Annotated in this window: 26 protein-coding genes and 1 tRNA gene; 15 read left to right on the top strand and 12 right to left on the bottom strand. The window is 57.6% G+C overall.

All coding sequences use genetic code 11. From position 1 onward, the window contains the following. Window positions 1-588 carry a TetR/AcrR family transcriptional regulator gene (locus AB1E33_RS02960; RefSeq protein ID WP_372575753.1) on the bottom strand — a complete coding sequence of 196 codons (588 nt, stop codon included), beginning with the start codon at window positions 586-588 and terminating at the stop codon, window positions 1-3. Between the two features lie 94 nt (window positions 589-682). Between AB1E33_RS02960 and AB1E33_RS02965 the strand changes: the two genes are divergently transcribed. From AB1E33_RS02965 to AB1E33_RS02985, 5 genes are all read left to right on the top strand, one after another. Further along, window positions 683-970, top strand: a complete 288-nt coding sequence (locus AB1E33_RS02965) for a hypothetical protein (RefSeq protein WP_372575754.1) — start codon at window positions 683-685, stop codon at window positions 968-970. A gap of 107 nt (window positions 971-1,077) precedes the next feature. After that, a complete protein-coding gene (locus AB1E33_RS02970; RefSeq protein ID WP_372575755.1) occupies window positions 1,078-2,364 on the top strand; it encodes a homoserine dehydrogenase in 1,287 nt (428 codons plus the stop codon). A gap of 103 nt (window positions 2,365-2,467) precedes the next feature. Continuing rightward, on the top strand, window positions 2,468-3,445 hold the full coding sequence (gene glpX, locus AB1E33_RS02975; protein WP_372575756.1) for a class II fructose-bisphosphatase: 978 nt from the start codon (window positions 2,468-2,470) through the stop codon (window positions 3,443-3,445). Between the two features lie 93 nt (window positions 3,446-3,538). Beyond that, complete coding sequence (gene recJ / locus AB1E33_RS02980) at window positions 3,539-5,290, top strand: single-stranded-DNA-specific exonuclease RecJ (RefSeq protein ID WP_372575757.1); 1,752 nt, start codon at window positions 3,539-3,541, stop codon at window positions 5,288-5,290. A gap of 104 nt (window positions 5,291-5,394) precedes the next feature. Then, window positions 5,395-5,469 (top strand) — tRNA-Glu (locus AB1E33_RS02985). Here the strand turns inward: AB1E33_RS02985 and AB1E33_RS02990 are convergent. Continuing rightward, window positions 5,457-5,579 (bottom strand): hypothetical protein, encoded by a 123-nt coding sequence (locus tag AB1E33_RS02990; protein ID WP_372575758.1) that lies wholly within the window; start codon window positions 5,577-5,579, stop codon window positions 5,457-5,459. The genes AB1E33_RS02985 and AB1E33_RS02990 overlap by 13 nt on opposite strands. 280 nt (window positions 5,580-5,859) lie before the next feature. On the opposite strand from AB1E33_RS02990, the gene AB1E33_RS02995 reads away from it, so the two are divergent. Next, a complete protein-coding gene (locus AB1E33_RS02995) occupies window positions 5,860-6,726 on the top strand; it encodes an SMP-30/gluconolactonase/LRE family protein (RefSeq protein WP_372575759.1) in 867 nt (288 codons plus the stop codon). 296 nt (window positions 6,727-7,022) lie between these two features. On the opposite strand, the gene AB1E33_RS03000 is transcribed toward AB1E33_RS02995, so the two are convergent. From AB1E33_RS03000 to AB1E33_RS03015, 4 genes are read right to left on the bottom strand one after another with little or no spacing between them, the layout of a single operon-like run. Next, a complete protein-coding gene (locus tag AB1E33_RS03000) occupies window positions 7,023-7,514 on the bottom strand; it encodes a hypothetical protein (RefSeq protein WP_372575760.1) in 492 nt (163 codons plus the stop codon). A 56-nt stretch (window positions 7,515-7,570) separates the two neighbouring features. Then, window positions 7,571-7,834 (bottom strand): hypothetical protein, encoded by a 264-nt coding sequence (locus tag AB1E33_RS03005; RefSeq protein ID WP_372575761.1) that lies wholly within the window; start codon window positions 7,832-7,834, stop codon window positions 7,571-7,573. Continuing rightward, on the bottom strand, window positions 7,831-8,256 hold the full coding sequence (locus tag AB1E33_RS03010) for a hypothetical protein (protein WP_372575762.1): 426 nt from the start codon (window positions 8,254-8,256) through the stop codon (window positions 7,831-7,833). The genes AB1E33_RS03005 and AB1E33_RS03010 overlap by 4 nt, the downstream gene beginning before the upstream one ends. A 14-nt stretch (window positions 8,257-8,270) precedes the next feature. Then, entirely contained in the window at window positions 8,271-8,540 is a 270-nt protein-coding gene (locus tag AB1E33_RS03015) for a hypothetical protein (protein ID WP_372575763.1), read from the bottom strand. Between the two features lie 56 nt (window positions 8,541-8,596). Between AB1E33_RS03015 and AB1E33_RS03020 the strand changes: the two genes are divergently transcribed. Next, window positions 8,597-8,863, top strand: a complete 267-nt coding sequence (locus tag AB1E33_RS03020) for a helix-turn-helix transcriptional regulator (RefSeq protein WP_372575764.1) — start codon at window positions 8,597-8,599, stop codon at window positions 8,861-8,863. Window positions 8,864-8,866: 3 nt separating this feature from the next. Here the strand turns inward: AB1E33_RS03020 and AB1E33_RS03025 are convergent, their stop codons facing one another. After that, the gene (locus AB1E33_RS03025; RefSeq protein WP_372575765.1) at window positions 8,867-9,262 is read right to left on the bottom strand and encodes a hypothetical protein; all 396 of its coding nucleotides are present in this window, start codon (window positions 9,260-9,262) and stop codon (window positions 8,867-8,869) included. A gap of 870 nt (window positions 9,263-10,132) precedes the next feature. On the opposite strand from AB1E33_RS03025, the gene AB1E33_RS03030 reads away from it, so the two are divergent. Both AB1E33_RS03030 and AB1E33_RS03035 read left to right on the top strand, forming a co-directional pair. Then, a complete protein-coding gene (locus AB1E33_RS03030; RefSeq protein ID WP_372575766.1) occupies window positions 10,133-11,356 on the top strand; it encodes a hypothetical protein in 1,224 nt (407 codons plus the stop codon). Between the two features lie 577 nt (window positions 11,357-11,933). After that, a complete protein-coding gene (locus tag AB1E33_RS03035) occupies window positions 11,934-12,179 on the top strand; it encodes a hypothetical protein (protein ID WP_372575767.1) in 246 nt (81 codons plus the stop codon). 46 nt (window positions 12,180-12,225) lie between these two features. Here AB1E33_RS03035 and AB1E33_RS03040 read toward each other — a convergent pair whose 3' ends face one another. Further along, window positions 12,226-12,579 carry a hypothetical protein gene (locus AB1E33_RS03040; RefSeq protein WP_372575768.1) on the bottom strand — a complete coding sequence of 118 codons (354 nt, stop codon included), beginning with the start codon at window positions 12,577-12,579 and terminating at the stop codon, window positions 12,226-12,228. A gap of 54 nt (window positions 12,580-12,633) precedes the next feature. On the opposite strand from AB1E33_RS03040, the gene AB1E33_RS03045 reads away from it, so the two are divergent. The 5 genes from AB1E33_RS03045 (at window position 12,634) to AB1E33_RS03065 (ending at window position 16,569) form a co-directional block, all read left to right on the top strand. Further along, entirely contained in the window at window positions 12,634-13,290 is a 657-nt protein-coding gene (locus AB1E33_RS03045) for an SOS response-associated peptidase (RefSeq protein ID WP_372575769.1), read from the top strand. A 94-nt stretch (window positions 13,291-13,384) separates the two neighbouring features. Beyond that, complete coding sequence (locus AB1E33_RS03050; protein ID WP_372575770.1) at window positions 13,385-14,182, top strand: family 16 glycosylhydrolase; 798 nt, start codon at window positions 13,385-13,387, stop codon at window positions 14,180-14,182. 1 nt (window position 14,183) lies between these two features. Next, a complete protein-coding gene (locus AB1E33_RS03055; protein WP_372575771.1) occupies window positions 14,184-14,435 on the top strand; it encodes a thermonuclease family protein in 252 nt (83 codons plus the stop codon). 568 nt (window positions 14,436-15,003) lie between these two features. Further along, window positions 15,004-15,504, top strand: coding sequence for a hypothetical protein (locus AB1E33_RS03060; RefSeq protein WP_372575772.1), 501 nt, complete (start codon window positions 15,004-15,006; stop codon window positions 15,502-15,504). A 510-nt stretch (window positions 15,505-16,014) separates the two neighbouring features. Then, window positions 16,015-16,569: a hypothetical protein gene (locus tag AB1E33_RS03065; protein WP_372575773.1), complete on the top strand. Its 555-nt coding sequence runs from the start codon at window positions 16,015-16,017 to the stop codon at window positions 16,567-16,569. Window positions 16,570-16,844: 275 nt separating this feature from the next. Here the strand turns inward: AB1E33_RS03065 and AB1E33_RS03070 are convergent, their stop codons facing one another. The 4 genes from AB1E33_RS03070 to AB1E33_RS03085 all read right to left on the bottom strand — a co-directional run bounded on the left by AB1E33_RS03070 (window position 16,845) and on the right by AB1E33_RS03085 (window position 21,898). Continuing rightward, on the bottom strand, window positions 16,845-18,581 hold the full coding sequence (locus AB1E33_RS03070; protein ID WP_372575774.1) for a hypothetical protein: 1,737 nt from the start codon (window positions 18,579-18,581) through the stop codon (window positions 16,845-16,847). Continuing rightward, window positions 18,574-19,266 (bottom strand): hypothetical protein, encoded by a 693-nt coding sequence (locus tag AB1E33_RS03075; protein WP_372575775.1) that lies wholly within the window; start codon window positions 19,264-19,266, stop codon window positions 18,574-18,576. The genes AB1E33_RS03070 and AB1E33_RS03075 overlap by 8 nt, the downstream gene beginning before the upstream one ends. Window positions 19,267-19,592: 326 nt before the next feature. Further along, complete coding sequence (locus tag AB1E33_RS03080; protein ID WP_372575776.1) at window positions 19,593-20,360, bottom strand: hypothetical protein; 768 nt, start codon at window positions 20,358-20,360, stop codon at window positions 19,593-19,595. A gap of 128 nt (window positions 20,361-20,488) precedes the next feature. Continuing rightward, entirely contained in the window at window positions 20,489-21,898 is a 1,410-nt protein-coding gene (locus tag AB1E33_RS03085) for a tyrosine-type recombinase/integrase (protein WP_372575777.1), read from the bottom strand. 652 nt (window positions 21,899-22,550) lie between these two features. Between AB1E33_RS03085 and AB1E33_RS03090 the strand changes: the two genes are divergently transcribed. After that, the gene (locus AB1E33_RS03090) at window positions 22,551-23,585 is read left to right on the top strand and encodes an extracellular solute-binding protein (RefSeq protein WP_372575778.1); all 1,035 of its coding nucleotides are present in this window, start codon (window positions 22,551-22,553) and stop codon (window positions 23,583-23,585) included. Window positions 23,586-23,604 lie beyond the last annotated feature (19 nt).

Here is a 23,604-nt window from a genome sequence, read left to right on the forward strand (position 1 = left end):
TCAGGCGGCCACCGCCTTGCGCACCATAGACCAATAGACTGCCTCGACCTCGTCCAGCGACAACCGCCCGCCGCTGCGGTACCAGGTGTTGACCCCGTTCAGCATGGCAATGACGCCCAGCGTGGCCAGCTTGGTGTCGGGCACCGAAAACACCCCCGCAATACTGCCATCGCGCAGGATGTTTTCCAGATCGCTCTCATAGTCTCCGCGCAACTCCTCGATCCCGGCGAAGTTTTCAGGCGTGAGGTTGCGCAGCTCCATGTAGGCGATGAACACCGCGTCGGGCCGTTCCAAATGAAAGCGGATGTGAAAGCGCACGAAATCGCGCAACCGCGCCTCGGGTTCGCCCTGACCCGCCTGCGTGCGCCGCGTGTCCAACAGCGTCTCCATATGGTCCCGCATAAGACGGAACAACAGGGTCTGCTTGTCGGGAATGTAGTTGTAAAGCGCCCCGGCCTGCACCCCCACCTGCGCCGCGATTTGGCGCATCGAAACGGCGGCATAGCCATGCTGGGCAAATAGTTCCAGCGCCGCCGCCTGAATGCGCGGGCCGGTTATGTCGGAATGAGAGCCTTGGGTACGTGCCATTGGGACATGCTATATGAACGTGCGTTCAGATAAAACCCCGCTTGCGTACGGGGCTGCGCCGTTGCATCACCAAGATGTGGAAGGATGAGCGGTTATGATGGGACGATCTTTCTTGTTGGTGGGTGCAACACTGCTGGCGGCGACCGCCTGCACCAATGTGCCCGAGCTTGAAGACGAGCTGAGCCCGCAACTGCGCGATGCCAGGTTTCCCAAACTCATTGAGTTGGACAAGGCGCTCGGACCCCCGGTCGACCCGGAATCCGAAGCCAAGGAAATCGAGCAGGAGCTGGATGCGCGCGCCGCAGCCTTGCAGAAACGGGCACGGCAATTGCAGGCCCCTCAGCCTGATGAAGCCACCTCCACGCCCGACATCACAGAATAAGCAGCCGCGCTCCATTGCACCGGCCCGGTGAACCCGCTAAGGCACGGTCGCAACCGATATGCCGCAACTTAGGCGCGGCCAATACGAGCAGAAAGGACCGTTGAAACATGGCGCAGCCGCTGCGGTTAGGAATTGCAGGTTTGGGAACCGTCGGCACCGGGGTCGTCAAGATCATCCGCCGTCAGGCCGACCTTCTGGAAAAACGCACCGGACGTCGGATCGAGATCACCGCCGTGTCGGCCCGCGACGCGGGCAAGGATCGCGGTGTGGCCCTGTCCTCTTACGCGTGGGAGACTGACCCGGTTGCGCTGGCCAAGCGCGATGATGTGGATATCTTTGTCGAGTTGATGGGCGGCTCGGAAGGGGCTGCGAAAGACGCGACCGAGGCGGCGCTGGCTGCTGGCAAGGATGTGGTCACCGCCAACAAGGCACTGCTGGCCATCCATGGCCAGGCGCTGGCCGAACAGGCCGAGGCCTCCGGTCACGTAATCCGCTTTGAGGCCGCCGTCGCGGGTGGCATCCCGGTGATCAAGGCGCTCACCGAAGGACTGGCAGGCAATCAGATCACCCGCGTCATGGGAGTGATGAACGGCACCTGCAACTATATCCTGACCCGGATGGAGGCCGACGGGCTGGGCTATAACGCGCTTTTTGAAGAGGCCGGGCGGCTTGGCTATCTGGAGGCCGACCCCAATCTGGACGTGGGCGGCATCGATGCCGGGCACAAGCTGGCGCTGCTGGCCTCGATCGCTTTCGGAACCAAACCGAACTTTGATGACGTTGTGCTGGAAGGCATCCAGCGGATCAGCCTGGAAGACATCCATCAGGCCGCTGATATGGGCTTTCGCATCAAGCTGCTGGGTGTCGCCCAGCGCACCGCGCGCGGTCTGGAACAGCGCATGCAGCCCTGTCTGGTGCCTGCTCATTCGCCGCTGGGCCAGCTTGAGGGTGGCACCAACATGGTGGTGATCGAGGGCGACGCGGTCGAGCAGATCGTGCTGCGCGGCCCCGGTGCGGGCGAAGGCCCCACCGCCAGCGCCGTTGTCGGTGATATCTGCGATCTGGCGCGGGGGTTGCATATCTCGACATTCGGACAGCCCGCAACCACGCTGGAGGCGGCGCAACCCGCCCGCACCGGCCTTCCCGCGCCCTATTACCTGCGCATGGCGCTGCTGGACAAGCCCGGTGCGCTGGCCAAGGTGGCGGCGATCCTCGGCGACGCGGGTGTGTCCATCGACCGGATGCGCCAGTATGGCCATAGCGACGTCAAGGCGCCGGTGCTGATCGTGACCCACAAGACCACGCGCGCCGCTCTCGATGACGCGCTCGAGGCTTTCGACCAAACCGATGTCATCGCAGGTCAACCGGTGGCGCTAAGGATAGAAGAGGTCTGAGCCAGCCGGAGGGCATTTGCCCTGCTCCGCCAATTCTCTTGCCGTGGCCTTGCCCGTCGCGCTATGCCCGAAACACCTGTTCAAATGACCAAAGGACTTTGCAATGAGCCCCGCCAAATATGATTTCAATGACCGGATGCTGTCGCTCGGGCTTGCCCGCGTGGCCGAACAGGCGGCGCTGGCCTCGGCCTCGCTTGTGGGACGAGGCGACGAAAAAGCCGCCGATCAGGCGGCGGTGAACGCCATGCGCGAACAGCTGAATCTGCTGGATATCGCCGGTGTTGTGGTGATTGGCGAAGGCGAGCGCGACGAGGCGCCGATGCTCTATATCGGCGAAGAAGTCGGCTCGGGCGACGGCCCCGGCGTCGACATCGCGCTGGACCCGCTGGAAGGCACCACGCTGACCGCCAAGGACATGCCCAACGCGTTGACCGTGATTGCCATGGGTCCGCGCGGTTCGATGTTGCATGCGCCAGACGTCTATATGGACAAGCTTGCCGTTGGTCCGGGGTTCCCCGAGGGCGTCGTCTCGCTCGACATGAGCCCGGTAGAACGGGTCGAGGCGCTGGCCAAGGCCAAGAACTGCACCGCCGCTGATATCACCGTCTGCATTCTGGAACGTCCGCGCCACGAGCAGATGATCGCAGAAGTGCGCGACACCGGCGCGTCGATCCGGCTGATCACCGATGGCGATGTGGCCGGTGTGATGCATTGCGCCGAAAGCGAAATCACCGGCATCGACATGTACATGGGCCAGGGTGGCGCGCCCGAGGGTGTGCTGGCCGCTGCTGCGCTGAAATGCATGGGCGGGCAGATCTTTGGCCGGCTCGTCTTCCGCAACGATGACGAGAAGGGCCGCGCCGCCAAGGCCGGGATCACCGATCTGGACCGTATCTATGCCCGGGACGAGATGGTGACGGCGGATGTGATCTTTGCCGCAACCGGCGTCACCGGCGGCTCGCTGCTGCCGCGCATCAAGCGCGAGCCGGGCTGGGTCGAGACCACCACGCTGCTGATGCGCTCCAAGACCGGCTCGGTGCGCCGGATGTCCTACCGGACCCCGCTGGATTCGCATCAGTAACCGCGCGCTCAGCGCCGCGTTGGTCAAAAACACAGGCCGGGCCCGACGAGGTCCGGCCTTGTCATGTCCGGGCAAGAGTGAGAACACGGGGTCATGAGCTTTCTTGGGGTTGAGACATCGCTGACCGGTCGCCGTTGGGTGGGACCGTCAGCAGACACGGACCGGGCCGCCAACATGATCCGGCAACAGGCGGACCTGCCCGATGCGGTCTGCAAGGTACTGGCCCGGCGCGGCGTCCCCGCGATCGAGGCCAAGGGGTTCCTGCAACCAACCCTGAAAGACCTGCTGCCCGACCCGCGCGGCTTGAAGGACATGGAAGCCGCCGCCGCCCGGTTCCTTTATGCCGTCTCCAAACGGCAAAGGATCGCGGTCTTTGCCGATTACGATGTGGATGGCGGCAGTTCAGCGGCCCTGTTGCTGGTTTGGCTGCAGCAGATGGGCCTGAAGGCGACGCTGTACGTGCCCGACCGCATCGACGAAGGCTATGGCCCCAACGCCCCCGCCATGGCGGACCTGGCCGGGTCCCATGACCTAATCATCTGCGTCGATTGCGGCACGCTCAGCCATGAACCGATTGCGGCGGCCAAGGGGGCGGATGTGATCGTACTGGACCACCATCTGGGTGCCGAAACCCTGCCCGACTGCATGGCGGTGGTGAACCCCAACCGGCAGGACGAAAGCGGCGATCTGAGTTACCTCTGCGCCGCCGCCGTGGTGTTCTTGATGCTGGTAGAGGCGCGGCGGCAATTGCGTGATGCAGGCCAGCCGACCGGCCCCGATCTGTTGGCGATGCTGGATCTGGTTGCGCTTGCCACGGTGGCCGATGTCGCCCCGCTGGTGGGCGCAAACCGCGCGCTGGTACGGCAGGGGCTCAAGGTCATGGCGGCACGCCAGCGCCCCGGTCTCGTTGCCCTGTCCGACATCGCGCGGATGGAGACAGCGCCGAACTCCTACCATCTGGGCTTTCTGCTGGGCCCGCGCGTCAATGCGGGCGGGCGGATCGGCAAGGCCGATCTGGGCGCGCGGCTACTGGCCACCAACTCGATGGTCGAAGCGGAAGTGCTGGCGCAGCAGTTGGACCAGTTGAACACCGAACGGCGCGAGATCGAGAATGCCGTTCGCGCCGCAGCGCTGGCACAGGCCGAAGAACGCGGGCTGGACGCTCCGCTGGTCTGGGCCGCTGGAGAGGGCTGGCACCCCGGCGTGGTCGGCATCGTCGCCTCACGTCTGAAGGAAACCGCCAACCGCCCCGCGATCGTGATCGGTTTTGACGGGGATGAGGGCAAGGGCTCGGGCCGCTCGGTGCCCGGCGTCGATCTGGGCGCTTCAATCCAACGGCTGGCCGCCGAAGGGCTGCTGGTCAAGGGTGGCGGCCACAAGATGGCCGCTGGTCTGACGGTGATGCGCAACAAGCTGGAACCGGCGATGGAACGGTTGTCGGAACTGCTGGCCAAACAGGGCGCTGGCCAGGGCGGCCCCCGCGACCTGCGGCTGGACGGCACGCTGATGCCGGGGGCCGCCACCGTAGAGTTGATCGAGAGGCTGGAACAGGCCGGCCCCTTCGGCGCCAGCGCCTCAGCCCCGCGTTTCGCCTTGCCCGACCTTGCGGTGCGCTTCGCCAAAAGGGTGGGAGAGTCGCACCTGAAACTGTCGCTGACCGATGGAATGTCGGGCGGCATCGATGCTATCGCCTTTGGTGCTTTCGACAGCGATCTGGGTCCCCGGCTCAGCAACCATGGCGGCGCGCGTTTTCACGTCGCGGGCCGGCTGGAGATCAACAGCTGGGGCGGCCGCCAGAGCGTCCAGCTACGTCTGGACGATGCGGCAGAGACCGTAAGCAACTGAAACAAAATCTAAAAATTGCGATGGCAAAAAAATCCCCAAAAAGCTCGTTTTTCCGCTTGCAGGGTTACCCGCTAGACCGTAAAAGCCCCTCCACAAGCTAGAGTGGCCCGTTCGTCTATCGGTTAGGACGCCAGGTTTTCAACCTGGAAAGAGGGGTTCGATTCCCCTACGGGCTACCAAAAGCTTTCCCCAACACGCTGAAAAACAATAGCTTTCCAATGGGCTTCTCAGCGATACCCAACATTTCACCCAACAACTCAAAATCGATGCTCTCGCCAAACTGGTCCATGGCACATATCCGCACCTTGGAGCCAGGACAGGTGCATTAGGGTAATCTTAGGGTGTGACACCGACCACCAACTAAGAGAAGTCGGGACGTTGCACCAAGGTCGGCAGCCCGGCGTGGCTTCAACGGATCGGCGCAACACTTTGGTCTTTTCTGAGAGATGAAGTGTTGAGCATGAAATACCTTCAGCGAGCAGCCCTTCCCGCTCGTGGGAGGAATAAAGTTGACGCTACGCAATCGGGCCTGACACTGTTGTCATATCCATATTCCAGGGAGGGTTATTATGCGCTTTATTTCAGCATTCGCAGTCGTTTTTGCAGGAAATCTGGTTGGTTTGTCAGCGTCAGCACAGGAGGTCGTCTGGACGCTGGAAGGACTAGAGACTCCTGAGAGTGTCTTCTTTGATGAGGCACGCGACATTCTCTACGTTTCCAACATCAACGGCGAACCAACGGCCAAGGACGGCAACGGATATATTTCGCGCGTCAGTCGCGACGGACAGATGCAGGAGGCAAAATGGGTCACCGGGATGGATGCGCCCAAGGGCTTGGTGAGCGACGGCGACACTCTTTACGTAAGCGATATTGACCGGCTGGTTGCAATCGACATCGAGTCGGGTGAAATTTCCGGGTCGTGGGATGCCGAAGGCGCAATCTTCCTCAACGACACTGCGCTCGACGGGTCGGGAAGAGTCTATGTTTCAGATATGATAGCGGACAAGATCCATGTTCTGGCTGATGGCGAGCTCTCTGTCCTTGCAGAAGGCGAGGCGCTACAGCACCCCAACGGCCTCAACATGCGCGAAGGCAATCTGCTCGTCGCGCCGTGGGGTCTCGACCTGCAGAAGGATTTCACTACCAAGACTGGTGGCCACCTGATTACTGTTGATGTCGAAACCGGCAGCGTGTCACCCTTGGGTTCCGGCGATCCTGTAGGCAATCTCGATGGGCTGGAACCCGACGGCAAGGGCAACTGGATTGTTTCAGACTGGATCGCTGGGGCTGTTTATCGTATCGCTGAAGACGGGAGCAAAGAGATGCTACTTGACCTTGATATGGGTAGCGCTGACCTCGAGTACATTCCCGACCAATCCCTGCTAATAGTGCCGATGATGCGCAACAACACGGTTGTCGCCTACCGGATTGAGTAGAGGCTGCGCCCTCTGAATCTCTCGGGTCAGGTTGTCCACGATATCGACCACATGTCCGGACAGGGTAGCAATGGCATTGCTATCTGGACTTCAGATTGGTCTTTGCCCAAGTGCTCGTCTTCAGCAACCTCAGCCAAAGAAGAACGGGCACGCCCTGATGCGTGCCCGTATCCTTTGGGGAAACAATTGAACTGACGTCTCACAGACGTAACCACTTAACAATTCCAGTATGACTTAAGACCCTGCTGGCCTTCAGTGAAGTAGGTCACGGTTGAGGAAGAAAGTTTGGCTGGGTCTTAAGAGCTCGCCACCACCAACGGCGGATTATCTGGGAACGACCGGATATCAAACCACTTGAAGCACGTCCCGTCCGGGTTTCGCTTGTCGCCCATCCGAATAGACGTGCCATTGATGCCGTGGCGGATCAATGAAGCCCTGAAGGCACGTAGGTCTATCAGCCACCAGTTTTGCAGAGTTCGACCATCGGTGCCTGCATGGCCGTAGAACATCCAATCCCCGTAGCCGTTCACTATCTTAGATAGCTCGGTCTGTGCGCCTGACGGAACCTGTGCGCGGATGGTGAACTGGTTGGGGTAGAGCATCGAGTATCCGGGACGTCTGACGCGGGCGGCGATGCGCATGTCCTTTGCGTCCAGCATGACCAGATCCGTAGCCTGAAAGTGGTCGAGGGGATCAGGCGCGGCCTTGAGCAAGTGGCCCCCGACAATGCGCCTAATCTCCGGCAGGAACTGATCCGACCAGCTCCGGTTCACTTGGTAAAAACTCATGAAAACACTCGTTACAAAAAGGGACGCAAAGAACACTGCGCCCCGGTTAATCTCAACTAAGCCGCTTTGGCGCTCTCCCTTGTCAGTTTGCGTTCCAAATCCTGTGCCAACTGCACATTGTCGGTCAGGCTGTCCGCGATTTCGACCACGTGACCAGACAGCGCGGCCAAGGCGTTCCTTGCGCGCATCTCCGGTTCATCACGGCCCAACACCTCATCAACCAGGATTTCAAGCCCTTGCAGAAGGCCGTGCAGCAGCACCGCGCCTTCATCAGCTTTCGACAATTTGGCATCCAATGTTCTTGCCATGAGGTCAGTCATGCTGCTGTCTCCCTTATTTCTGCCAAGGCCGCCTTTGACGCTTCGATGGTCTGTTCAAGCGGGGCGAGGCCAGCGATGTAAGCCTTGATGGACACCGTGAAGACGCGCATCTGCTCGGGGTCCAGTTCCTTCAAGTTCTCCTTAACCGGCCTGAATTCTTCGCATGCCTTACGATATGTTCTGACCATTCCCTTCGGATCACCGCAAACAATCCAGTCGATGCTTGCGCCCTGTTCCCGGCACCAACCCACAATGTTGTCGGTCAGAAGCAGGGAGCCGTCATCGTCAAAACTCAGGTCAGGTGGCTCGCAGTCGTTCCAATCGCAGAAAGCGTCAATACGATGCTCGATGGTCAGAAGATCCTCGACGCCGTAGAGCCTGTTGTTCGTCAGTTCTCTTGCGCAAATGGTTTCATCGTTCATTGTGCTTTCCTCCTTCAGATGTCCAGTTGTTCAATGCGTTCCATCAACGCCTCAGAACGCGTGTTGATGGTGCGAATAAGTGCGCTGACGGCCTCGGGGTTCTCCATGCCGTTGTCATCCCATGTCAGTGCATCAAGGGCTTTGGTGAGACCGCTCAAGGTCATCGCGTCCACCTCGATTTTCAGCTTCTCGTCTTTGATTGCCTGGGTCTTATCGGACGGGCTCGTGCCTTTCTGGCTGTCGAGCATGACGGTATTGGTCGCGCTGGCGCGTTGTTCTGCCATTGTGTTGGCCTCCGATTGTGGTAATGATAGAAATCATATCATATCGAGCAGCGCAAATGTCAATAGAAATTCTATCAATTAGGCAAATCAAAGCCGCAAGAGCATTGCTGGATTGGTCCCAAATGGATCTGGCGGAACAATCTGGCGTTTCCTATCCAACCATAGCCAGACTAGAGACAGGAGACGGTCCAGTCGGGGGCCGCAAGGATACGGCAAGCAAGATTCGATCAGCACTCGAAACCCAAGGCATTCAGTTCCTTGACAGTGGCGAAGTTGCTGCCGGCCCGGGGGTGGCGCTTGCTCAAAGCTCCAGTAACGATTGATCTTCAGTTTGATGAAGTTAGTTCAGCCTTCAGCAAACGGATGCTCCTTAGCTCGTCAATCAATGCGTCGCGCTCGGGCTCGGTCAACTCGCCCTCGCGACGAACGAATTCCAGACGCAGGTTCTGAAAGCGCGTCTTGGCATCGCGATACCCAGCCGCGTTTTTTCCGAACGAAAATGTCTTCTCGAACGTTCCCGCGATTGTCGTCAAAAAAGCTAGGCCAGCGGTGATGTACTGTGAATCCAGCTTGGTTGCAGCGAAATAGGTCGTTAGACCTCCAGAGATTATGACTACAGCGATAGAGATAATATGTAGAAGATTGTTCCACTCGTGCTGTCGCTTTGCACTATTGATCTCATCATCAACAATGGCCCGTAGGTCAGTCAGGTTGTCACCCATGCCCACACCTCTTTGAAATTGTGGTTAATGCTCAGGCTAAGCACTGTGCTCCCGAAAGAAAACCACCTCAAAAACCTCAAAAGCAGACCAGGCAAGCTGCTGCGCTTCGCCTACCTTCTGGCACACACAATTCCGGCGGATTGCCCCTGCTGCATCTGCTACATAGGTACCTCATCAGCGCGTCAAAACTGATTAAGATGCAAAAGCCGGAGGCCCAAAAAAGCGAAACCACCGGCAGAGGAATAAATGCCGGTAGCCTCAATATCGTCACCGTTACAGGGCTGGCAACGACACTTGCTATAGGTGTGGCGGGTGAGTGTGGCTCGCGTAAGGCAGGTTTGTGGTGGTGGGGTGATCGAGGGCAAGGGGCTGCGGTTTCGCTCTTTTCTAAGCTATTCCCGCTAATCTTGCTAAACGAGTGTTTCGATGCCTGAAAAGCGAAGCCACCGACGATTGGGGGCCTGTCGGTGGCTTCATAACTCGTCACTCTCCTGGAAGAGCAACGTCACTACCCAGAATTGTATCTATACAGGGTGAGTCGCGCAATCCTTGGCTTGGAATTCCGCCGCACACGCTGGAAGTAAACCCCAACTCGGCGCTTACCCAAAAAACAGTATCGGCCCCCGCCCCTGCTACATCTGCGACTTCTGCTACACGGGTCACCGAAACAACACCCGATTTGCGGATCGCTCGAACATGTGCTGGGACACCAGTTTCGACCTAACCAGATCCTTGCCAATACTCGCGGTGAGTTAGTTTCAGCGGCAACGAGTTGGGTGCTTGCCAAAAGTCCGCACGTCGGTCGTGCGAAACTGCCCGGAATCATTCTATTGTGTTGTGAGTGAGTAGCTGACCAGGGAGGAAACGGTTTTGGACCAGAGAAAAATTGCTATGGGATTGGGAGGCGTGGTGGCCATTTTGATGGTGATTGCATTGGTTTCGTCCGGTCGTGAGGACGTGGATGTTCACGACATCGTCGCAGAAGCTCTTGCAGGCGCTGAAGATAAAATCTCGGTACTTGAAAGCAAAATTGGTCAGCTTGAATCTTCGTTGAGCGAGGTCACAGAGAAGACGGCGTCTTCGGCGAAGGCTGAGGATCTGGCATCGTTGGAATCCCGTGTTGAGGATCTTGGCGGCCTGCGAGGGGACATTGATGCGCTCTCGGAGAAATCTGCCTCGGTCACCGGAGAGATTAGCGGCATTCATGACAGAATAGCGCAAACGGAGGCCGCCTTGGAAAAAGCCGTCCAATCGGCAGAGGTGGCGACTATGGCCATGGTTCGGCCTTCTGAGCCTGCTCAAGCAGATACCGCACCAGCTAGTGACACCGAAGCTGGAGCGGACACAACAGCGTCCGACGCAATCGCAACAACAGCAAGCAATGCGGTCTCAAATGGTTTTAAGCCGGGCGAGACGGCGATTTTTGATGACGGTGCGTTAGCTGTATTCGTGTCGCGACTCATTCCCGACAGCGGGCAAGCAGTCGTGTCTATAGGGCAAGAGACAAAAACACTGACAGCCGGAAGCGGTTTGGTTCTGCCGGTTGGTGATAGCCACTGCAAGCTCATGCTCGACAGCGTGTCAGCCGATGGCGCAGCCCTTTCTGCAATTTGCGGTGATGCCTTGCCAGCGCCAGAGGGCTATGTGGCAGGCGGCACTGCACTGCTCAAAGAAGGGGCTATTCGCGTGTTCATCTCTTTGGTCAGCGAAGAAGCTGCGCGCCTGTCCATCAACGGAAGTATGGTCAGTCTGCCGGTGCGCAGGTCCACTCCGGTTTCAGTAGGTGAAGACGAGTGCCGCGTTCGGGTCGATGACATAGACCGAGGGCATGTTCGCGTGAGTGCTGCTTGTGGATCGGAAATATCGGTCTCTAATGCAGTTACGGCTGGCAATACAGTCATCCTCGGCGACGGATCGGCACGAATTTTTGTGGGTTCAGTTACCGAAGGCGGCAAAGTGCGCTTTGCAGTAAACGGTCAAAACCTGTCCACAGGCTCGTCAGGAGATAGCTTTGATATTGGTAGCACATGCTCGGTGGTAATTGAGGACGTTTCTGACGGTGCGGCTAGCTTCAGTTATGAGTGTTCAGAATAGCGCGGGCAAAACTGAAAAATCGGTTGATGCGTCTTAGATTGGCAGGGGGACAATCAATGAACTTTGGTTCCCCTGCCCCCACATTTGAGTTCGCTTGAAACGCTATCGATTCAGCCCCGACTTCGGCCCCATCAGCCTGAACGAACTTTCACCGGGGCGCTCTGGTTCACCCTGTGCCAATTCAAGGCCGAACGCCTCAAGAAACGGCACCAAAAGCCTCGGATCTGCCATGTAGAAGGCCGTAGTGTCTCTGAGGTCGTACCTAGCTGTGCAATCGGCATTCTGCCCCCACATGCCCCTTCCTGCGCGCTCATTCATCCACTGGTCAATATCTCCACACCACCGCCCAAAACCATCGACTGGAACCAGCACCCGGACCCGGAGCGGGTAGAACAGTTCGTCAGCGGCTTTCTTTCGGGATCGGGATTTCGTTCGCATGACGGGAAAGCTAGGGGCGATTTTCAGCTTGGGCAAGTTGCAATGTTCCCTTTATGTTCTTAACATGCCTGTCTCTCATCCGCCTGCTCATCCGTACCCTGGAAACTTCCGCACGTTGCGGGATGCTGCGAGCGACAACATGATTGTCACGCTTCGGTGCAACCTTTGCCGCCGTAAGGTCCATTTCCTTGCCTCAGACCTCGTTGACATCGTTGGTCCAGACTGGCCGATGCATGAACCGGTGATGCCCTGTCACAAGCATGGCCGGGAGTATGTGGATATGCGGGCGCGGATGCCGCGACAGGAAGAACTGGGAAAGCTGCCTGTGCGTCGCCCCGCAAAGCTGATCCAGACATGGAAGACGGTGATGCTGGGTGATAACTAGCCGCGTGGGATTGCGGGGAGAATTCCAAGCGTATCGTCTCCTGCAACTAGCTTACAAGAGCCATGACCAGAAGCAGTATCCCGACAATTAGCGCTATGAGAGTTGCGTTGTAGAAATTCTCAGGGCGGGAAAGGCCTCCGATACTTCTGGAAGGAAGGCCAAGGGTTCTCGCGATACGGCGCGCAGAAATAACCTGATACACCAGACCACAAACCACCGCCAAACCAAGTGAAAACCATGCGATGACGAGGAAAGCGTTGAACTCCAACGGTGAATCCGTGCTGGTTGCCCTTAATACCGTAATTGGGAATATCAATGCAGCAGAGGCAATCGTTACGCACGACTTCATTGTGTCCGAGAACTGCTTCATAGCATCTACGTAGCTTTCTGACGTCAACATGGCATTATCTCCGAGTCGATGACTTCGAACAAACCTTAAGGGGCCAACATATCCTTGTGTAACCTTTACTCACACACATCTGCCCGTCAGGCGGTTCTTGACTTCACCAGGGCCATGACGGCCACGCCTGCGGTCGGAAACATGCCGCCACAGACCGGCATCTACCCCGATTACGCGGCCCCTGTTGTCCGCAACCACGACGGCCAACGGGAACTGGCAATGTGCCGATGGGGCATGCCAAGCCCTGCTTTCGCCCTGAAGGGCAAGAAGGTGGATCGTGGCGTCACGAACGTCCGCAACACAAAAAGCCCCCACTGGCGGCGCTGGTTGGCTGTGGAGCATCGTTGTGTGGTGCCGTTCACCTCATTCTCAGAGCCGGGACGGAACGCAGAGGGGAAATCGGAGCAGGTCTGGTTTGCAGCCAACGAGGATCGACCACTGATGTTCTTCGCAGGCGTCTGGACGAATTGGACCAGCGTGCGCAAGCTCAAGGAAGGCGAGGTAAATGCTGATCTCTACGGCTTCCTAACCACCGAACCAAATGACGTAGTGGGCGCGATCCATCCCAAGGCCATGCCGGTGATCCTGCAAACGTCCGATGAGGTCGAGGCATGGCTGACAGCGCCATGGGAAGAAGCTGGGGCGTTACAGCGACCGTTGCCTGATGGAGTGCTTGAGGTTGTGGCGAGGGGTGGCACACAGGACGGTTAGCTGCTCGACCCTAGTGGCCCAACGCTGACGAAATTCTGTTACCTTTTGGGCGAAGGCCGATTAGGTTAAAGGCGAAGTATTTGGATACAACACGATGCCTGTTTGCAATTTTGTTCAGAGATTCATCATTGGCTTGTTCGCTTTGGTCTCCTTAGCAGTCTTTTTGAAGTCAGCCTCCGCTGAAACTCAATACGAGGGTTTTGTTTCATACTCAGATGACCTGATATCCGAGAGCTGGTATATCTCTAGTTACAAGAACAAAGCCGCTTGGATCGATACCATTTGGAGCCGCGACGCCGTGCACTATGATCCGGTCGATGGCGCGCTCGTCCTATCCTTTTACCCCGCAGAAAACGGCACGGGCAAGCACCACGAAAGCGGCGAAGTGCAGCGTCCCGGCCGTACGTCTTATGGTCGCTATGAAGTTGTTATGACTGCGGCACGCGGAGAGGGAGTAATCTCATCTTTCTTCACCTACACTGGTCCCCACTTCGAAACGCCCCATGACGAGATTGATTTCGAGTTCTTGGGCGGAGACACAACCAAGGTTTTGCTTGGAACCTTCGTAAACGGGGAAAAGTTCTCGGGTCATTCAGTCAATCTTGGATTCGATGCGGCCGAGGGGCCACATCTATATGCTTTTGAATGGCTACCAGACAACTTGACTTGGTATGCGGACGGACGGCAGCTTCTGCGAGTGAACTCGGACGAGACATCAATCCCTTCCCACCCTCAAAAAGTGTTTATCAACGTCTGGGCTGGCGGCGAGGCGCAACGTGATTGGTCAGGAAGAGCCCCAAAAGACATCCGTACGGCTGCGCGCTATTATTGCCTATCCTATCGCCCGCCAAAGGCCGATACAGTTCAATGTTCGGACTGGTGGACTCAGTGACATGCGACGCAAGCACTGGCAAACGCAATTGCAGGCCAACTTCCTGCGCGGCAAGGCCGTGTACTGCGACCTGACGGGCGAGAAGACCTATGACCGGTATGTCGGGGTCTGTTACGCCGATAGCAAAGACATCGGGGCTGCTGTGATAGCTGCCGGACATGCCCTTGATTGTCGCCGGTACTCAGGTGGACGGTATGCCCAGCTTGAGACGCCTGCCGCCAAATCTCGATTGAAGCGGGCGCGGTATTGTTGATCCGAATGGATCAGTGGTTGAAGTTTTCCCAATGCTGATCCATTCCTTGATCCTGAAAAGCGTGACCCACTTGTGTCGGCTCACCGGCTCCCAATGTGACACAAACGCCGAATTACGTTACAGTTGTGGCATTTGATCTGCATATGAAACGCTGGCCGCTGCTATGAAAGCTGCATTGCCAATAGCCCTTTTAGTGACTTGCTTGGCTTACCGAGCGGGAGCGCAAGACCTTGTTCCTTTGCACAGAGATGACGACTGCCCCGGTCCGGGTTGCCCAGCTGCTACGCCGCCGCCAGAGCGCCCCACATACAATCCGGAGGATGACGAAGGCGATAGCAGGGACTCCGATGGCGGTGGCAATGGCGGGGACTGGGGAGGAGGGAGCGACGGAGGAACCGGAAATGGCGACGGGTGGGAGGGTGGAAATGGAGACAACAGCGGATGGAGTGGCTAATGGGTGCAACGTTACACTAATTAGCCAACTCAAAGCATTCGAAAGAATGCACCGAGGATGCACGATCCCGCTCCTTGATTGCCACTTGTTACCAAATTTGCCTTCGGTAGGATTATGGATGAGCATTCAATAACTTACATAGCCCTAACCAAGTGGGCTCCGCCGCTTATTACCATTTTTGTTGGCGGCCTTATGGCGTCTATCCTCTTTCCGCGCTGGCAGGACCGGTATAACCGGCATCGCGCCCGTGAAGACCGAAAGTTAGCATTGGCTGAAGAGGTCGCACAGAACATGAAGAAATACATTCAGGCGTGGAACCGCCTCAGAGCAATAGCCGAACTAGAAGCAAGCAGGCCGGATGGGCTTACCGAAGTAGAGTTTGAACGAAAGAAAAGCTACGTTGAGGAACGCAGCAACGCGCGCGATGAACTGCACGACAACCTTGTCAGTGCCCAACTATACTTTTCGGCTGACGCCCAAGCCGCGATTGGCGATTTCTTCCGATGGGACGAGCGGTGCTCCGAACTGCACTTGGATCAACTGCCAGAACGGTCGGAGTTTGCCGTTGAAAGCAGAAAGGTCGTGTCGACCATCCACGCCGAGATTGAAGCATGAAATTGTTACTTCCGATATCATTGGCTGCTCTTATTTCAGCGACACTTCTGCATGCGCAAGAAGCACTGCCAAACAGGTCAGACTCAGACTGTCCGGGTCCCGGTTGCCCAGCCCAAACACCGACTCAGCCGAGCTACGGGAGCGGCTGGGGATCAAGTACTGGCAACAGCTCTGGTTACATCCTCGAAGAAGATGGTTACATCATCATTGTGCCGTCTGAGAAGCTGGTTTGCGTTACGCCGAAGCTTGAATGCGAAGCGCCGGAAAAAGCACAATCGGGCTCTTCATGCTCATGCACGGATTTTCTGGGGACTTCCAGCAAAGGAACAGTGCGCTGACTAATCAGGTCGTATCCTTCAATTGGGTTAAGGATCGTTAGGGTTACGTGCAGACCTGTTCACCGCACTCTCGCCTTCGTCTAACAGTATTTCTCGGAGCAAAAATTGGCGCATGCACAAAATCGCGGCTAAGCTGTCAAACGTAGAGCTCGAAAATGTGGTCCGTTGATAGATGGAATTTCTGAAGCTGTTGCAGTTCATTGCCGATGCCATTCAATGGAGGGCTCGGAAGGACCGAAAGTTCTTTGAAGAAATCGTCCAGCCCCTGTTTGAACAGGCCGAAGCTGTATTCAATGACTTCGTGCGGATCTTCGACAAACTGATCGAAATGCTCGATGAGGGTGAGACGGGATTGGAAGAGGCGCGACGATTTTTGCTAAAGGAACGTAGGCTCAATCAGTCAACCCGAACCAAGGTCCGCGAGACGATCAAAATACTCAAGGAGAAACACACGTTTTCGAGCGAGTCATTTGAGCGCGGGCTTGAGGGCATATTATGCGCAAACGTGTCGCACTCTGAACCAAGCGACCATGTGGATTTCGCCGGTTACTACCAAAAGAACCACACCATCCTTGGATTCCTAAGTGAAGTATCGAACAATGAAGTCCCTGCCCACATGCTTCCTGACTTTTGTCGGGCACAGTCAATGAAGCAGTTAGAAGCGCTTGAAACCTCTTTTTCATCGCTTACTGCTGGGTATTTGGAACTGAAGAAACGGCTTCTATGAACACGGGCCACCCTGGATCCGCTCAACCGTGATTGGTGCATATTCGCGGTCATTCACACCCTGTCACTTTATCCGGGTTCGGCCTTTGATATCGTTTGATATTCTGAACTAACTTGTCGCTGCCGGGATGCTGACTCTGGAACCGCAAGGGCGCATTGCTTACATTGCCTCCATGGGTAGATTTATCGGACTTCTGTTTCTCTTCGCGTTCGTTTTTGCTTTGAGCGCTGGTGCCGGATGGTTTGCTCTGCCCTTCGGCTTTATCGGGGCTTTCCTCATCGGCTAGACGCAACGCCCGAAAACAGTGGGATAAGCGATTGTTCAACTGGCGTACTGCCCTGAATCAACTGATTTCCGAGATAGGCCTGTCCGGTTCGACTTGCCGCCATTGCATTGCGAGCCGCTGGGAGCGCACCCATACCAATGCCTGCCGTCGCCGACAGAATTGGATCGCGGGTCAGTGCATATGTCATAGCGCCAGCGCCTGGACCAAGTACCGCCTCACCAGCAGCACCCAATCCAGCCCTGGGAAATGCCCCGGTCTGAGGCAGCTTGCCCGTCACTGTCGCCCCGGCCCGTGCAAGTTCGCCAAGCTCCCGTTCCCCCTGTGTGTACGAGCGCCTGCTTTGACCCGCGATGGCATTGCGGAGTGTCTGGGGGCTGAGAATGCCCGCTGCTGCGTCTTCACCCGCTCGCGATACCGCCGTCTCAATTGCGAGGAAGTCTTGCCATTGGCTTCGGGCGTCTGCCAGGGTCCGCATGGCCTGTGTATTGCCCGTGGCAAGCAGACTGTTGGTCATCGCGTCATCCAGTACGCCAATCAGATCCTTTGCGGCTTCTGCAAGCTGGCTGTCCGTGGACGTGGTGAGCTTCGAAAGCTGACTGCGATAGTTCTTGTACTGTGTTCCCTTCATCGCCTGATAGAGACCGTTCTGAACAGGCTCAAGTTCTGCGGCGATATTGCGGATGACAGGTGCGATGTTGGTCTTGGCGGTGTTCTCGCCGTAGGTCCGAACAACGTCGCGCGCAGCCTGGGAGATCCTGTCATTGGGCAGCAACTCGATATCAGAGGTGACCTCCGCGAAGGTCTTGCCGATCCGCTCCTTGGCATCCCTCATAATCTGCGGTGTTGCGCGATCCGCATCCGCTCCGATCCGCTTTAGGGCCGCGCGGGTAAACTGTTGGTTCTGATCCGCAACCATCTGGTTAGTACGCGGTGAAAGCGCCTCGCGATACTTCAATGCCTCCCGACCGGTCTTCTGACCGGCGGTCACGTCTACCCCTTCGGCCCTCAGCTTCTCTGTCGCGGCCACACGGGTCGGATCAGCCGGATTGGGCGTGATGGCCCTGCGTGCTGCGTTCAGGGCGCTGGGAGCTGCCACAGCAGCCCCCACGCGGGCGAACGGCTCTGTATCCATCCCACCAACCAACGGGATGTTACCGGGGATGGTCTGGCCCTGTGCGGCCTCTCCTGAGAGTTCCGATGCCACGCCGGGAATAACGCCCAGCGAGACAGGCGCGCCACCAGCCATTGCGAGGGGCATGAACTCACCCACGGTCGATGCAATGCGGGATGCCCGGCTATCGCCTCGATACTCTGTCGCGCCTCCTGTGGCGTCTGAGGCCAGTTGCGAGGCGTTGTTGCTCTGGACGGGGAATGCCGCTCTGAGGCCCTGTGCAAGCCCCTCATCCGCCCCCATGGCCTCAAGACCGGTTGCCGCCGCATCATTGGCCGCGTTGAACACGTTCGGGACCATATCCAGTAGACCGGTTACTCCGCGCGATGCGCCCGCTATGAAAGCCTGACCCGCATCATTGACTGCAGCACCAAACCTTTCGCCGGGAGTGTCCACCTCTGCGGAGCCAATGACATTCTCGTACACGGTCTGCCCAAAACTGCGCTGCGGCTGCGTTGGCGGGAACTGCTCGCGCAATGCTTGCAGGATTTCCTCGTCGCCCATGTGGTCGGGGAAGCGGCCTATGGTGCCGTCTGGGAGTTGAACGTCAGTCATTGAAGCCCCCTGTCTCCGGGTTGTAGATGCGTACCGTTGGGGCCGCCTGTGGCGCTGCCGAAAGGCCTTGCATAAACCCCGGATCGAATACCGGGTTCTGCGCGGCCCATTGTGCCAGGACCTGATCGAAGCCAAGCAGCGTGCCGTTCTCTGCTTCGAACTGACGGGCCATCTGGGAGATATCAATTTTGCGCTGCTGGATGCGGCGCTGCACCTCGATCAAGGTCCGATTGCCTTCGGGTGTGTTCGAGAGGTTCGGTACCTGATCCAGGACAAAATCCCGGTCAGCGTTCGAGAACCCCGTGCCCAGAGATCCGCCCATCACGTCCAGCGCGGCGGACTTGGATTGTGCGTTGAAAGTTTCCATCGAGTCGATGCCGTCCACGTCAAATCCCAGGGTCTTGCCAACCCGCTTCAAGAGCAACGCATTGTCGCCACCCGCGCCGGAATAAAACCCCGGATCACTCATCGCCTGTTCCATCACGTCAAGGCTCGTGAGGGCGCTCAGAGCGGATGTAGCATCGGTCTGGATGCCCTGCATCCGTTCGGCCAACCCCTTGCCTCGGGCCTTTTCGTATTCCGTCTGTGTCTCGCCAGTGTTGACTGTCACACCGCCACTGAAGGCGCGGCCCATGGCGTCCTGTGGGTCCATGCCTTGAGATACGAGGAACTGATAGTTTTGCATCGCTGATGTGCCTTGGTCGGGCTGTTGCATCATGGCATTGAATGCGGTTTTGCCGTCGATAAAGGCCGGTCACTTCCTCGACTTCCTTGCGGCGGTAATGCTTCTCAACCATCGCTTTTCCCACTGTTTGCCGCTGGCAACTGGTGTCCTGCGGCTTCAATGGTTCGCAATAATATGCGCATCTAGCGCCTTGAAAATATGTAAGAAATTTTTACCACGGTAATCTGAAAAATAGTTTTTACCGCTGTCTTTACCGAACAAATTACCGAACTTTACCGACTGCTGACGGATTTTACCGGACCATTACCGAGCGGACACAAAGGCTGTTACGGTTTCGTTGGGCCAAACACCGCTTTCGCCGCTCGCTGCATGTTTGAATAACCCACCTTCTCGCCCGTTTCGGCAGTATAGGCGACCCGCATCTCATCAATGGTCATTTCGGGTCGTACCGTGCCAAACTGGTCGCGTAGCCAACGCTCAACCCGTTGCGGCAAGCTGAGACTTGGGGCTTCATCTTGATCGGCTGGCGTGTCGTCCCTCTTCTCGTCAGCGCCATGTGCCGGAAACCGCCTGTCCAGTTCGTCGCGGTTGAATATCATCTGCACTCTTCCCGATGGCATTGGCGATTGACTGTTAGCAAACACCTCGACTCTGCCACTATCCAGCGCCCGTCCTGCTATCTCACCGTCAAGCCAAACGTTGTTGTCTTTGAGTTGGTGAATGCCTGTACGGTCTGTGAAATATGCGGCTATCTGCTGCTGATACAGTGCGTCCCGCATTGCGTTGCGGATCGAATGCCAACGCGACCGATAGAACGAACTCAACCGGCTTGGCGGCGGCGGCGCGTGCGAACGCTCGTCTGCCTTCGGGCAAAACCGCCACACCGGGTCGAACCGGCCTTCTCGCACTTTCTCCGCGATTTTCCGTATCTTCCGCGCTTCGCTGGCGTCATCAAAAATCTTCCGTGCGCCGGGTGGAGTCTCGCGCACGCTTCTTACACCATGGGCTTTGTGCGAATCCCAATTCAGGCTGTCGTCTGGATCAAGCCCCATATCGACGAGATGCGCGCTCAACGCTTTGATCGAGGCCGTCACCCATTCGGCGTGCCGGTCCAGAGCCTCGCGAAATCCATCGTCATCTTCCGGCTTTGGAAACAGACCGCGATAGACACGCCAACGCGCCTCGGTGAAGTCGCAATAGGGGGCAGGTATGTAAGTGCCGCTCATGCTCGATCCGCGATGCTGATAATCTCGCCCTCCTGCCCCGCCAAAAATGAAGCCCAGGCATCCATCAGCCTGCGGCGCTTATCGAACAGGTCAGAACGGGCATACGCCGTCTCTGTGTCGTCGCCGACCTTGTGCGCCAACGCCATTTCGCAGACCTCTCGCGGAAAATTGGTTTGTTCCTGCGCCCATGTCCTGAACGACGCCCGGAACCCGTGAACGTCGCAGTCATAACCCTGCTCGCGCACTATCTTTAGCAACGTCGCATCACTCAGCGGTTTGTCGAAGTTTCGACCGGGGAAAACCAGGTCTCCCTTGTGCAGCTTGCGGGCCTGCCGCAATACCTCAATCGCACGGGTTGTGAGCGGCACCTGATGCGCAGCGGCCATTTTCATCCGGGCCGCCGGAACGGACCATAAGCGTTCATCTAGATTGACCTCGCTCCAATCAGCCTCGCGAACCTCGATTGAGCGGGCAGCTGTGTGGATTAGATATTCAACGGCCAGCTTGGTTGACGGATCTGCGCCGGAATCGCGAACACTCTGGATGCAATCCGCAACCTGCGCATAAGGCAGAGACTTGCGGTTGGTCTTTTTGGTTCTGTCCTGCTTGGGCAGCACGGCCTTGACCGCCTCTGCCGGGTTATCTGTGCGCCAGCCCTTCGCAATCGCCCACTTGAACACTGTGGCAATCCGCTGACGTACACGCCGCGCGGTATCTTGCTTGGATGTCCAGATGGGCAGCAGGGCCGTCAGAACCTGAGAGCCATCAACCTCGGCAACGCTGATGTGTCCAAAGTGCGGGAATGCGTAGGTTTCCAGGGAACTCATGTAGATTTGTGCATGCTTGGGGTTACGCCATGAGGCTTTATTGGCCTTGTGAACCTCGCGCGCCGCTTCTTCAAATGTAGGAATGGACGCTGATTCGCGTTTGTCGGCCAGAGGGTCGCCCCCTGCCCTCGCGATCCTGCGATTGTCTAGCGCCGCTTCACGGGCACTGGACAGCGAAACAAGGGATACGGCACCTATCGCAATCTCTCGGCGCTTACCCCGAATCATCAGTCGTTGAATCCAGCGGCGCGCACCGCTTTCATCCACTTTGAGATACAACCCATTGCCATCAGCATGGAGGGCTGGCCCCTTGGCTGACCGAACAAACGGTGCCGTTAGCGCGTTCTGCGGATGCCTGCCTTTTCGTTTGCCTACCATTATGCCCAACATTCTTTTCGTCATTGTACGACCACGGGTGGCAACGCACAACACAAAGGTATCTGTATTTCCTTGATACTTTTCCTTGGCTGGCAATACATGACAATCAGGGTAGGTAGCCCTACGGGCTACCAAAAGCTTTCCCCAACATATTGAAGTTAAAATTAAAAAAGAGGTACGGCGCTCTTTGTCATCCGCCATGGTATCCGCCTCTGCAAATTTTTTTGGAGGTGTTCGTTTACCCTCGACTGGGTCTTCCATAACTGGGAACCCGATCAAAGGTGCGTACCCGCGTTAGCGGGCGTCTGTGTCATCATCTTCACCCGGGTCACCAACAGTCCTCATTGGCGGCGTTCCAATCGGACCACGCGCGCGCCAGACCACAATTCGGTCAACAATATGGGCGTTCATTGCAGGACGCGACTGCCTTCTTTGCCCTCATCTTGCCCGGAATCAGGTCTTGCAGTGCAAGCCCTGCACACTGCCTGAGCAGCAGTTTTGTAGGGGTCTTGGTGGCCTTAAGGCTGTCACCTTTGCAACGGATCGGTCGCTATCCTGTGCAAAGTGGTCGCATTTCCCCAATGGTCGTTGGCCATATGACCGATGATCGAAGTAAGTTGCCGTAGGGGCATTCAATTGCTGACGTTCGGGTCCAAAGACCCCACCAGACGACTTGACCGGGTCAAGTCACAAAAAACCAGCCTTGGAAAAGGGAGGACACTTAATGGTCTTTTGTAGATCAATTGCATCCAACGGACGCCCGTTCGGATTGGCGGCGCTTATCACGGCGATGTCAATCGGTGCCGCCGGGGCGCAGGAGACTGCCGCAACAGCGCCCGTGCAGCCGGCCGCAATGCCAGAGATAACCTTCACTTCGTGGACCGGTCCCTACATGCGCAGCCAGATGCTGGGTTTCGTGCGACCCTACGAGGCCGAGAGTGGCTCGAAAGTTCACGTGGCGCATTATAATGGTGGCATTTCGGAGATTCGCGACCAGGTCGAAAGCGCCAATGTGATCTGGGATGTGATTGACCTGACCCAGGCGGATTCACTGCGGGCCTGCAAGGAAGGTCTGCTGGAGGATATCTCGGATATCGAACTGCCCGACGGTGTCGACGGCACCCCGTTCCGCGAGGACTTTGTCGAAGGCGCGCTGAACGATTGCGGCGTTGGTGTCATCGTCTGGGGCACGGCGTATGCCTATAATAACTCGCAATTCGCGGAGACGCCGCCCTCGACCATCGCCGATTTCTTCGACACTGAGACCTATCCGGGGCCGCGCGCCATTCGAAACGATCCAACGGTGATCATGGAATGGGCCCTGATGGCCGATGGCGTCCCGCGCGAAGAGGTCTATGCATCGCTGGAAACCGACGGGGGCGTCGAACGGGCACTGAAGAAGATGGAGGAGATCCGCCCGGGCCTGCAGATCTGGGAAACCGGGCGCGAACCGGTGCGCCTGCTGAATGCGGGTGAGGTCGCGATGTCGTCGATCTGGGCAACCACTGGCGCCACTGCCGCGCAGGAAGAAGGCGCGGATTTCACCGTCAACATGGACGGGCGCGTGATCGAACTGGACCTGTTCGGCATACCCAAGGGCAGCCAGAACAAGGACGCCGCAGTCGAGTTCATCCGCTTTGCCAGCAGTTCGAACGCACTGGCCGACATGGTGGGGTACCTGCCGAACGGTCCGACGCGGAAATCCTCGCTGGCGCTTTTGTCGGACGACGTGTTGCAACGCATTCCCAACGGCCCTGCCTACGAGGAAAACCTCTACATCCTGTCGGATGCCGACTGGTGGGCCAACAACCACGCGCGTCTGGAAGAAGCGTTCCAGGCTTGGGCCTCCGCCACGGCACGCAGAGGTGCCGCGGGATCAACCAGATAAGCCGGACCAACAGGGCAAA

Source organism: Ruegeria hyattellae (assembly GCF_041537925.1).
In the GTDB taxonomy this organism is placed as follows: domain Bacteria; phylum Pseudomonadota; class Alphaproteobacteria; order Rhodobacterales; family Rhodobacteraceae; genus Ruegeria_C.

What these genes read in the sequence shown, in the direction of transcription:
- AB1E33_RS03055 (WP_372575771.1), top strand. Translation starts at nt 14,184, where the DNA reads ATGCGACGCAAGCACTGGCAAACGCAATTGCAGGCCAACTTCCTGCGC.
- AB1E33_RS03035 (WP_372575767.1), top strand. Translation starts at nt 11,934, where the DNA reads ATGATTGTCACGCTTCGGTGCAACCTTTGCCGCCGTAAGGTCCATTTC.
- recJ (WP_372575757.1), top strand. Translation starts at nt 3,539, where the DNA reads ATGAGCTTTCTTGGGGTTGAGACATCGCTGACCGGTCGCCGTTGGGTG.
- AB1E33_RS03005 (WP_372575761.1), bottom strand. Translation starts at nt 7,834, where the DNA reads ATGACTGACCTCATGGCAAGAACATTGGATGCCAAATTGTCGAAAGCT.
- AB1E33_RS03085 (WP_372575777.1), bottom strand. Translation starts at nt 21,898, where the DNA reads ATGGCGGATGACAAAGAGCGCCGTACCTCTTTTTTAATTTTAACTTCA.
- AB1E33_RS03065 (WP_372575773.1), top strand. Translation starts at nt 16,015, where the DNA reads ATGGAATTTCTGAAGCTGTTGCAGTTCATTGCCGATGCCATTCAATGG.
- AB1E33_RS03010 (WP_372575762.1), bottom strand. Translation starts at nt 8,256, where the DNA reads ATGAACGATGAAACCATTTGCGCAAGAGAACTGACGAACAACAGGCTC.
- AB1E33_RS03060 (WP_372575772.1), top strand. Translation starts at nt 15,004, where the DNA reads ATGGATGAGCATTCAATAACTTACATAGCCCTAACCAAGTGGGCTCCG.
- AB1E33_RS03040 (WP_372575768.1), bottom strand. Translation starts at nt 12,579, where the DNA reads ATGTTGACGTCAGAAAGCTACGTAGATGCTATGAAGCAGTTCTCGGAC.
- AB1E33_RS02960 (WP_372575753.1), bottom strand. Translation starts at nt 588, where the DNA reads ATGGCACGTACCCAAGGCTCTCATTCCGACATAACCGGCCCGCGCATT.
- glpX (WP_372575756.1), top strand. Translation starts at nt 2,468, where the DNA reads ATGAGCCCCGCCAAATATGATTTCAATGACCGGATGCTGTCGCTCGGG.
- AB1E33_RS03000 (WP_372575760.1), bottom strand. Translation starts at nt 7,514, where the DNA reads ATGAGTTTTTACCAAGTGAACCGGAGCTGGTCGGATCAGTTCCTGCCG.
- AB1E33_RS02970 (WP_372575755.1), top strand. Translation starts at nt 1,078, where the DNA reads ATGGCGCAGCCGCTGCGGTTAGGAATTGCAGGTTTGGGAACCGTCGGC.
- AB1E33_RS03050 (WP_372575770.1), top strand. Translation starts at nt 13,385, where the DNA reads ATGCCTGTTTGCAATTTTGTTCAGAGATTCATCATTGGCTTGTTCGCT.
- AB1E33_RS02995 (WP_372575759.1), top strand. Translation starts at nt 5,860, where the DNA reads ATGCGCTTTATTTCAGCATTCGCAGTCGTTTTTGCAGGAAATCTGGTT.
- AB1E33_RS02990 (WP_372575758.1), bottom strand. Translation starts at nt 5,579, where the DNA reads ATGGACCAGTTTGGCGAGAGCATCGATTTTGAGTTGTTGGGTGAAATG.
- AB1E33_RS02965 (WP_372575754.1), top strand. Translation starts at nt 683, where the DNA reads ATGATGGGACGATCTTTCTTGTTGGTGGGTGCAACACTGCTGGCGGCG.
- AB1E33_RS03070 (WP_372575774.1), bottom strand. Translation starts at nt 18,581, where the DNA reads ATGACTGACGTTCAACTCCCAGACGGCACCATAGGCCGCTTCCCCGAC.
- AB1E33_RS03025 (WP_372575765.1), bottom strand. Translation starts at nt 9,262, where the DNA reads ATGGGTGACAACCTGACTGACCTACGGGCCATTGTTGATGATGAGATC.
- AB1E33_RS03090 (WP_372575778.1), top strand. Translation starts at nt 22,551, where the DNA reads ATGCCAGAGATAACCTTCACTTCGTGGACCGGTCCCTACATGCGCAGC.
- AB1E33_RS03075 (WP_372575775.1), bottom strand. Translation starts at nt 19,266, where the DNA reads ATGCAAAACTATCAGTTCCTCGTATCTCAAGGCATGGACCCACAGGAC.
- AB1E33_RS03015 (WP_372575763.1), bottom strand. Translation starts at nt 8,540, where the DNA reads ATGGCAGAACAACGCGCCAGCGCGACCAATACCGTCATGCTCGACAGC.
- AB1E33_RS03020 (WP_372575764.1), top strand. Translation starts at nt 8,597, where the DNA reads ATGTCAATAGAAATTCTATCAATTAGGCAAATCAAAGCCGCAAGAGCA.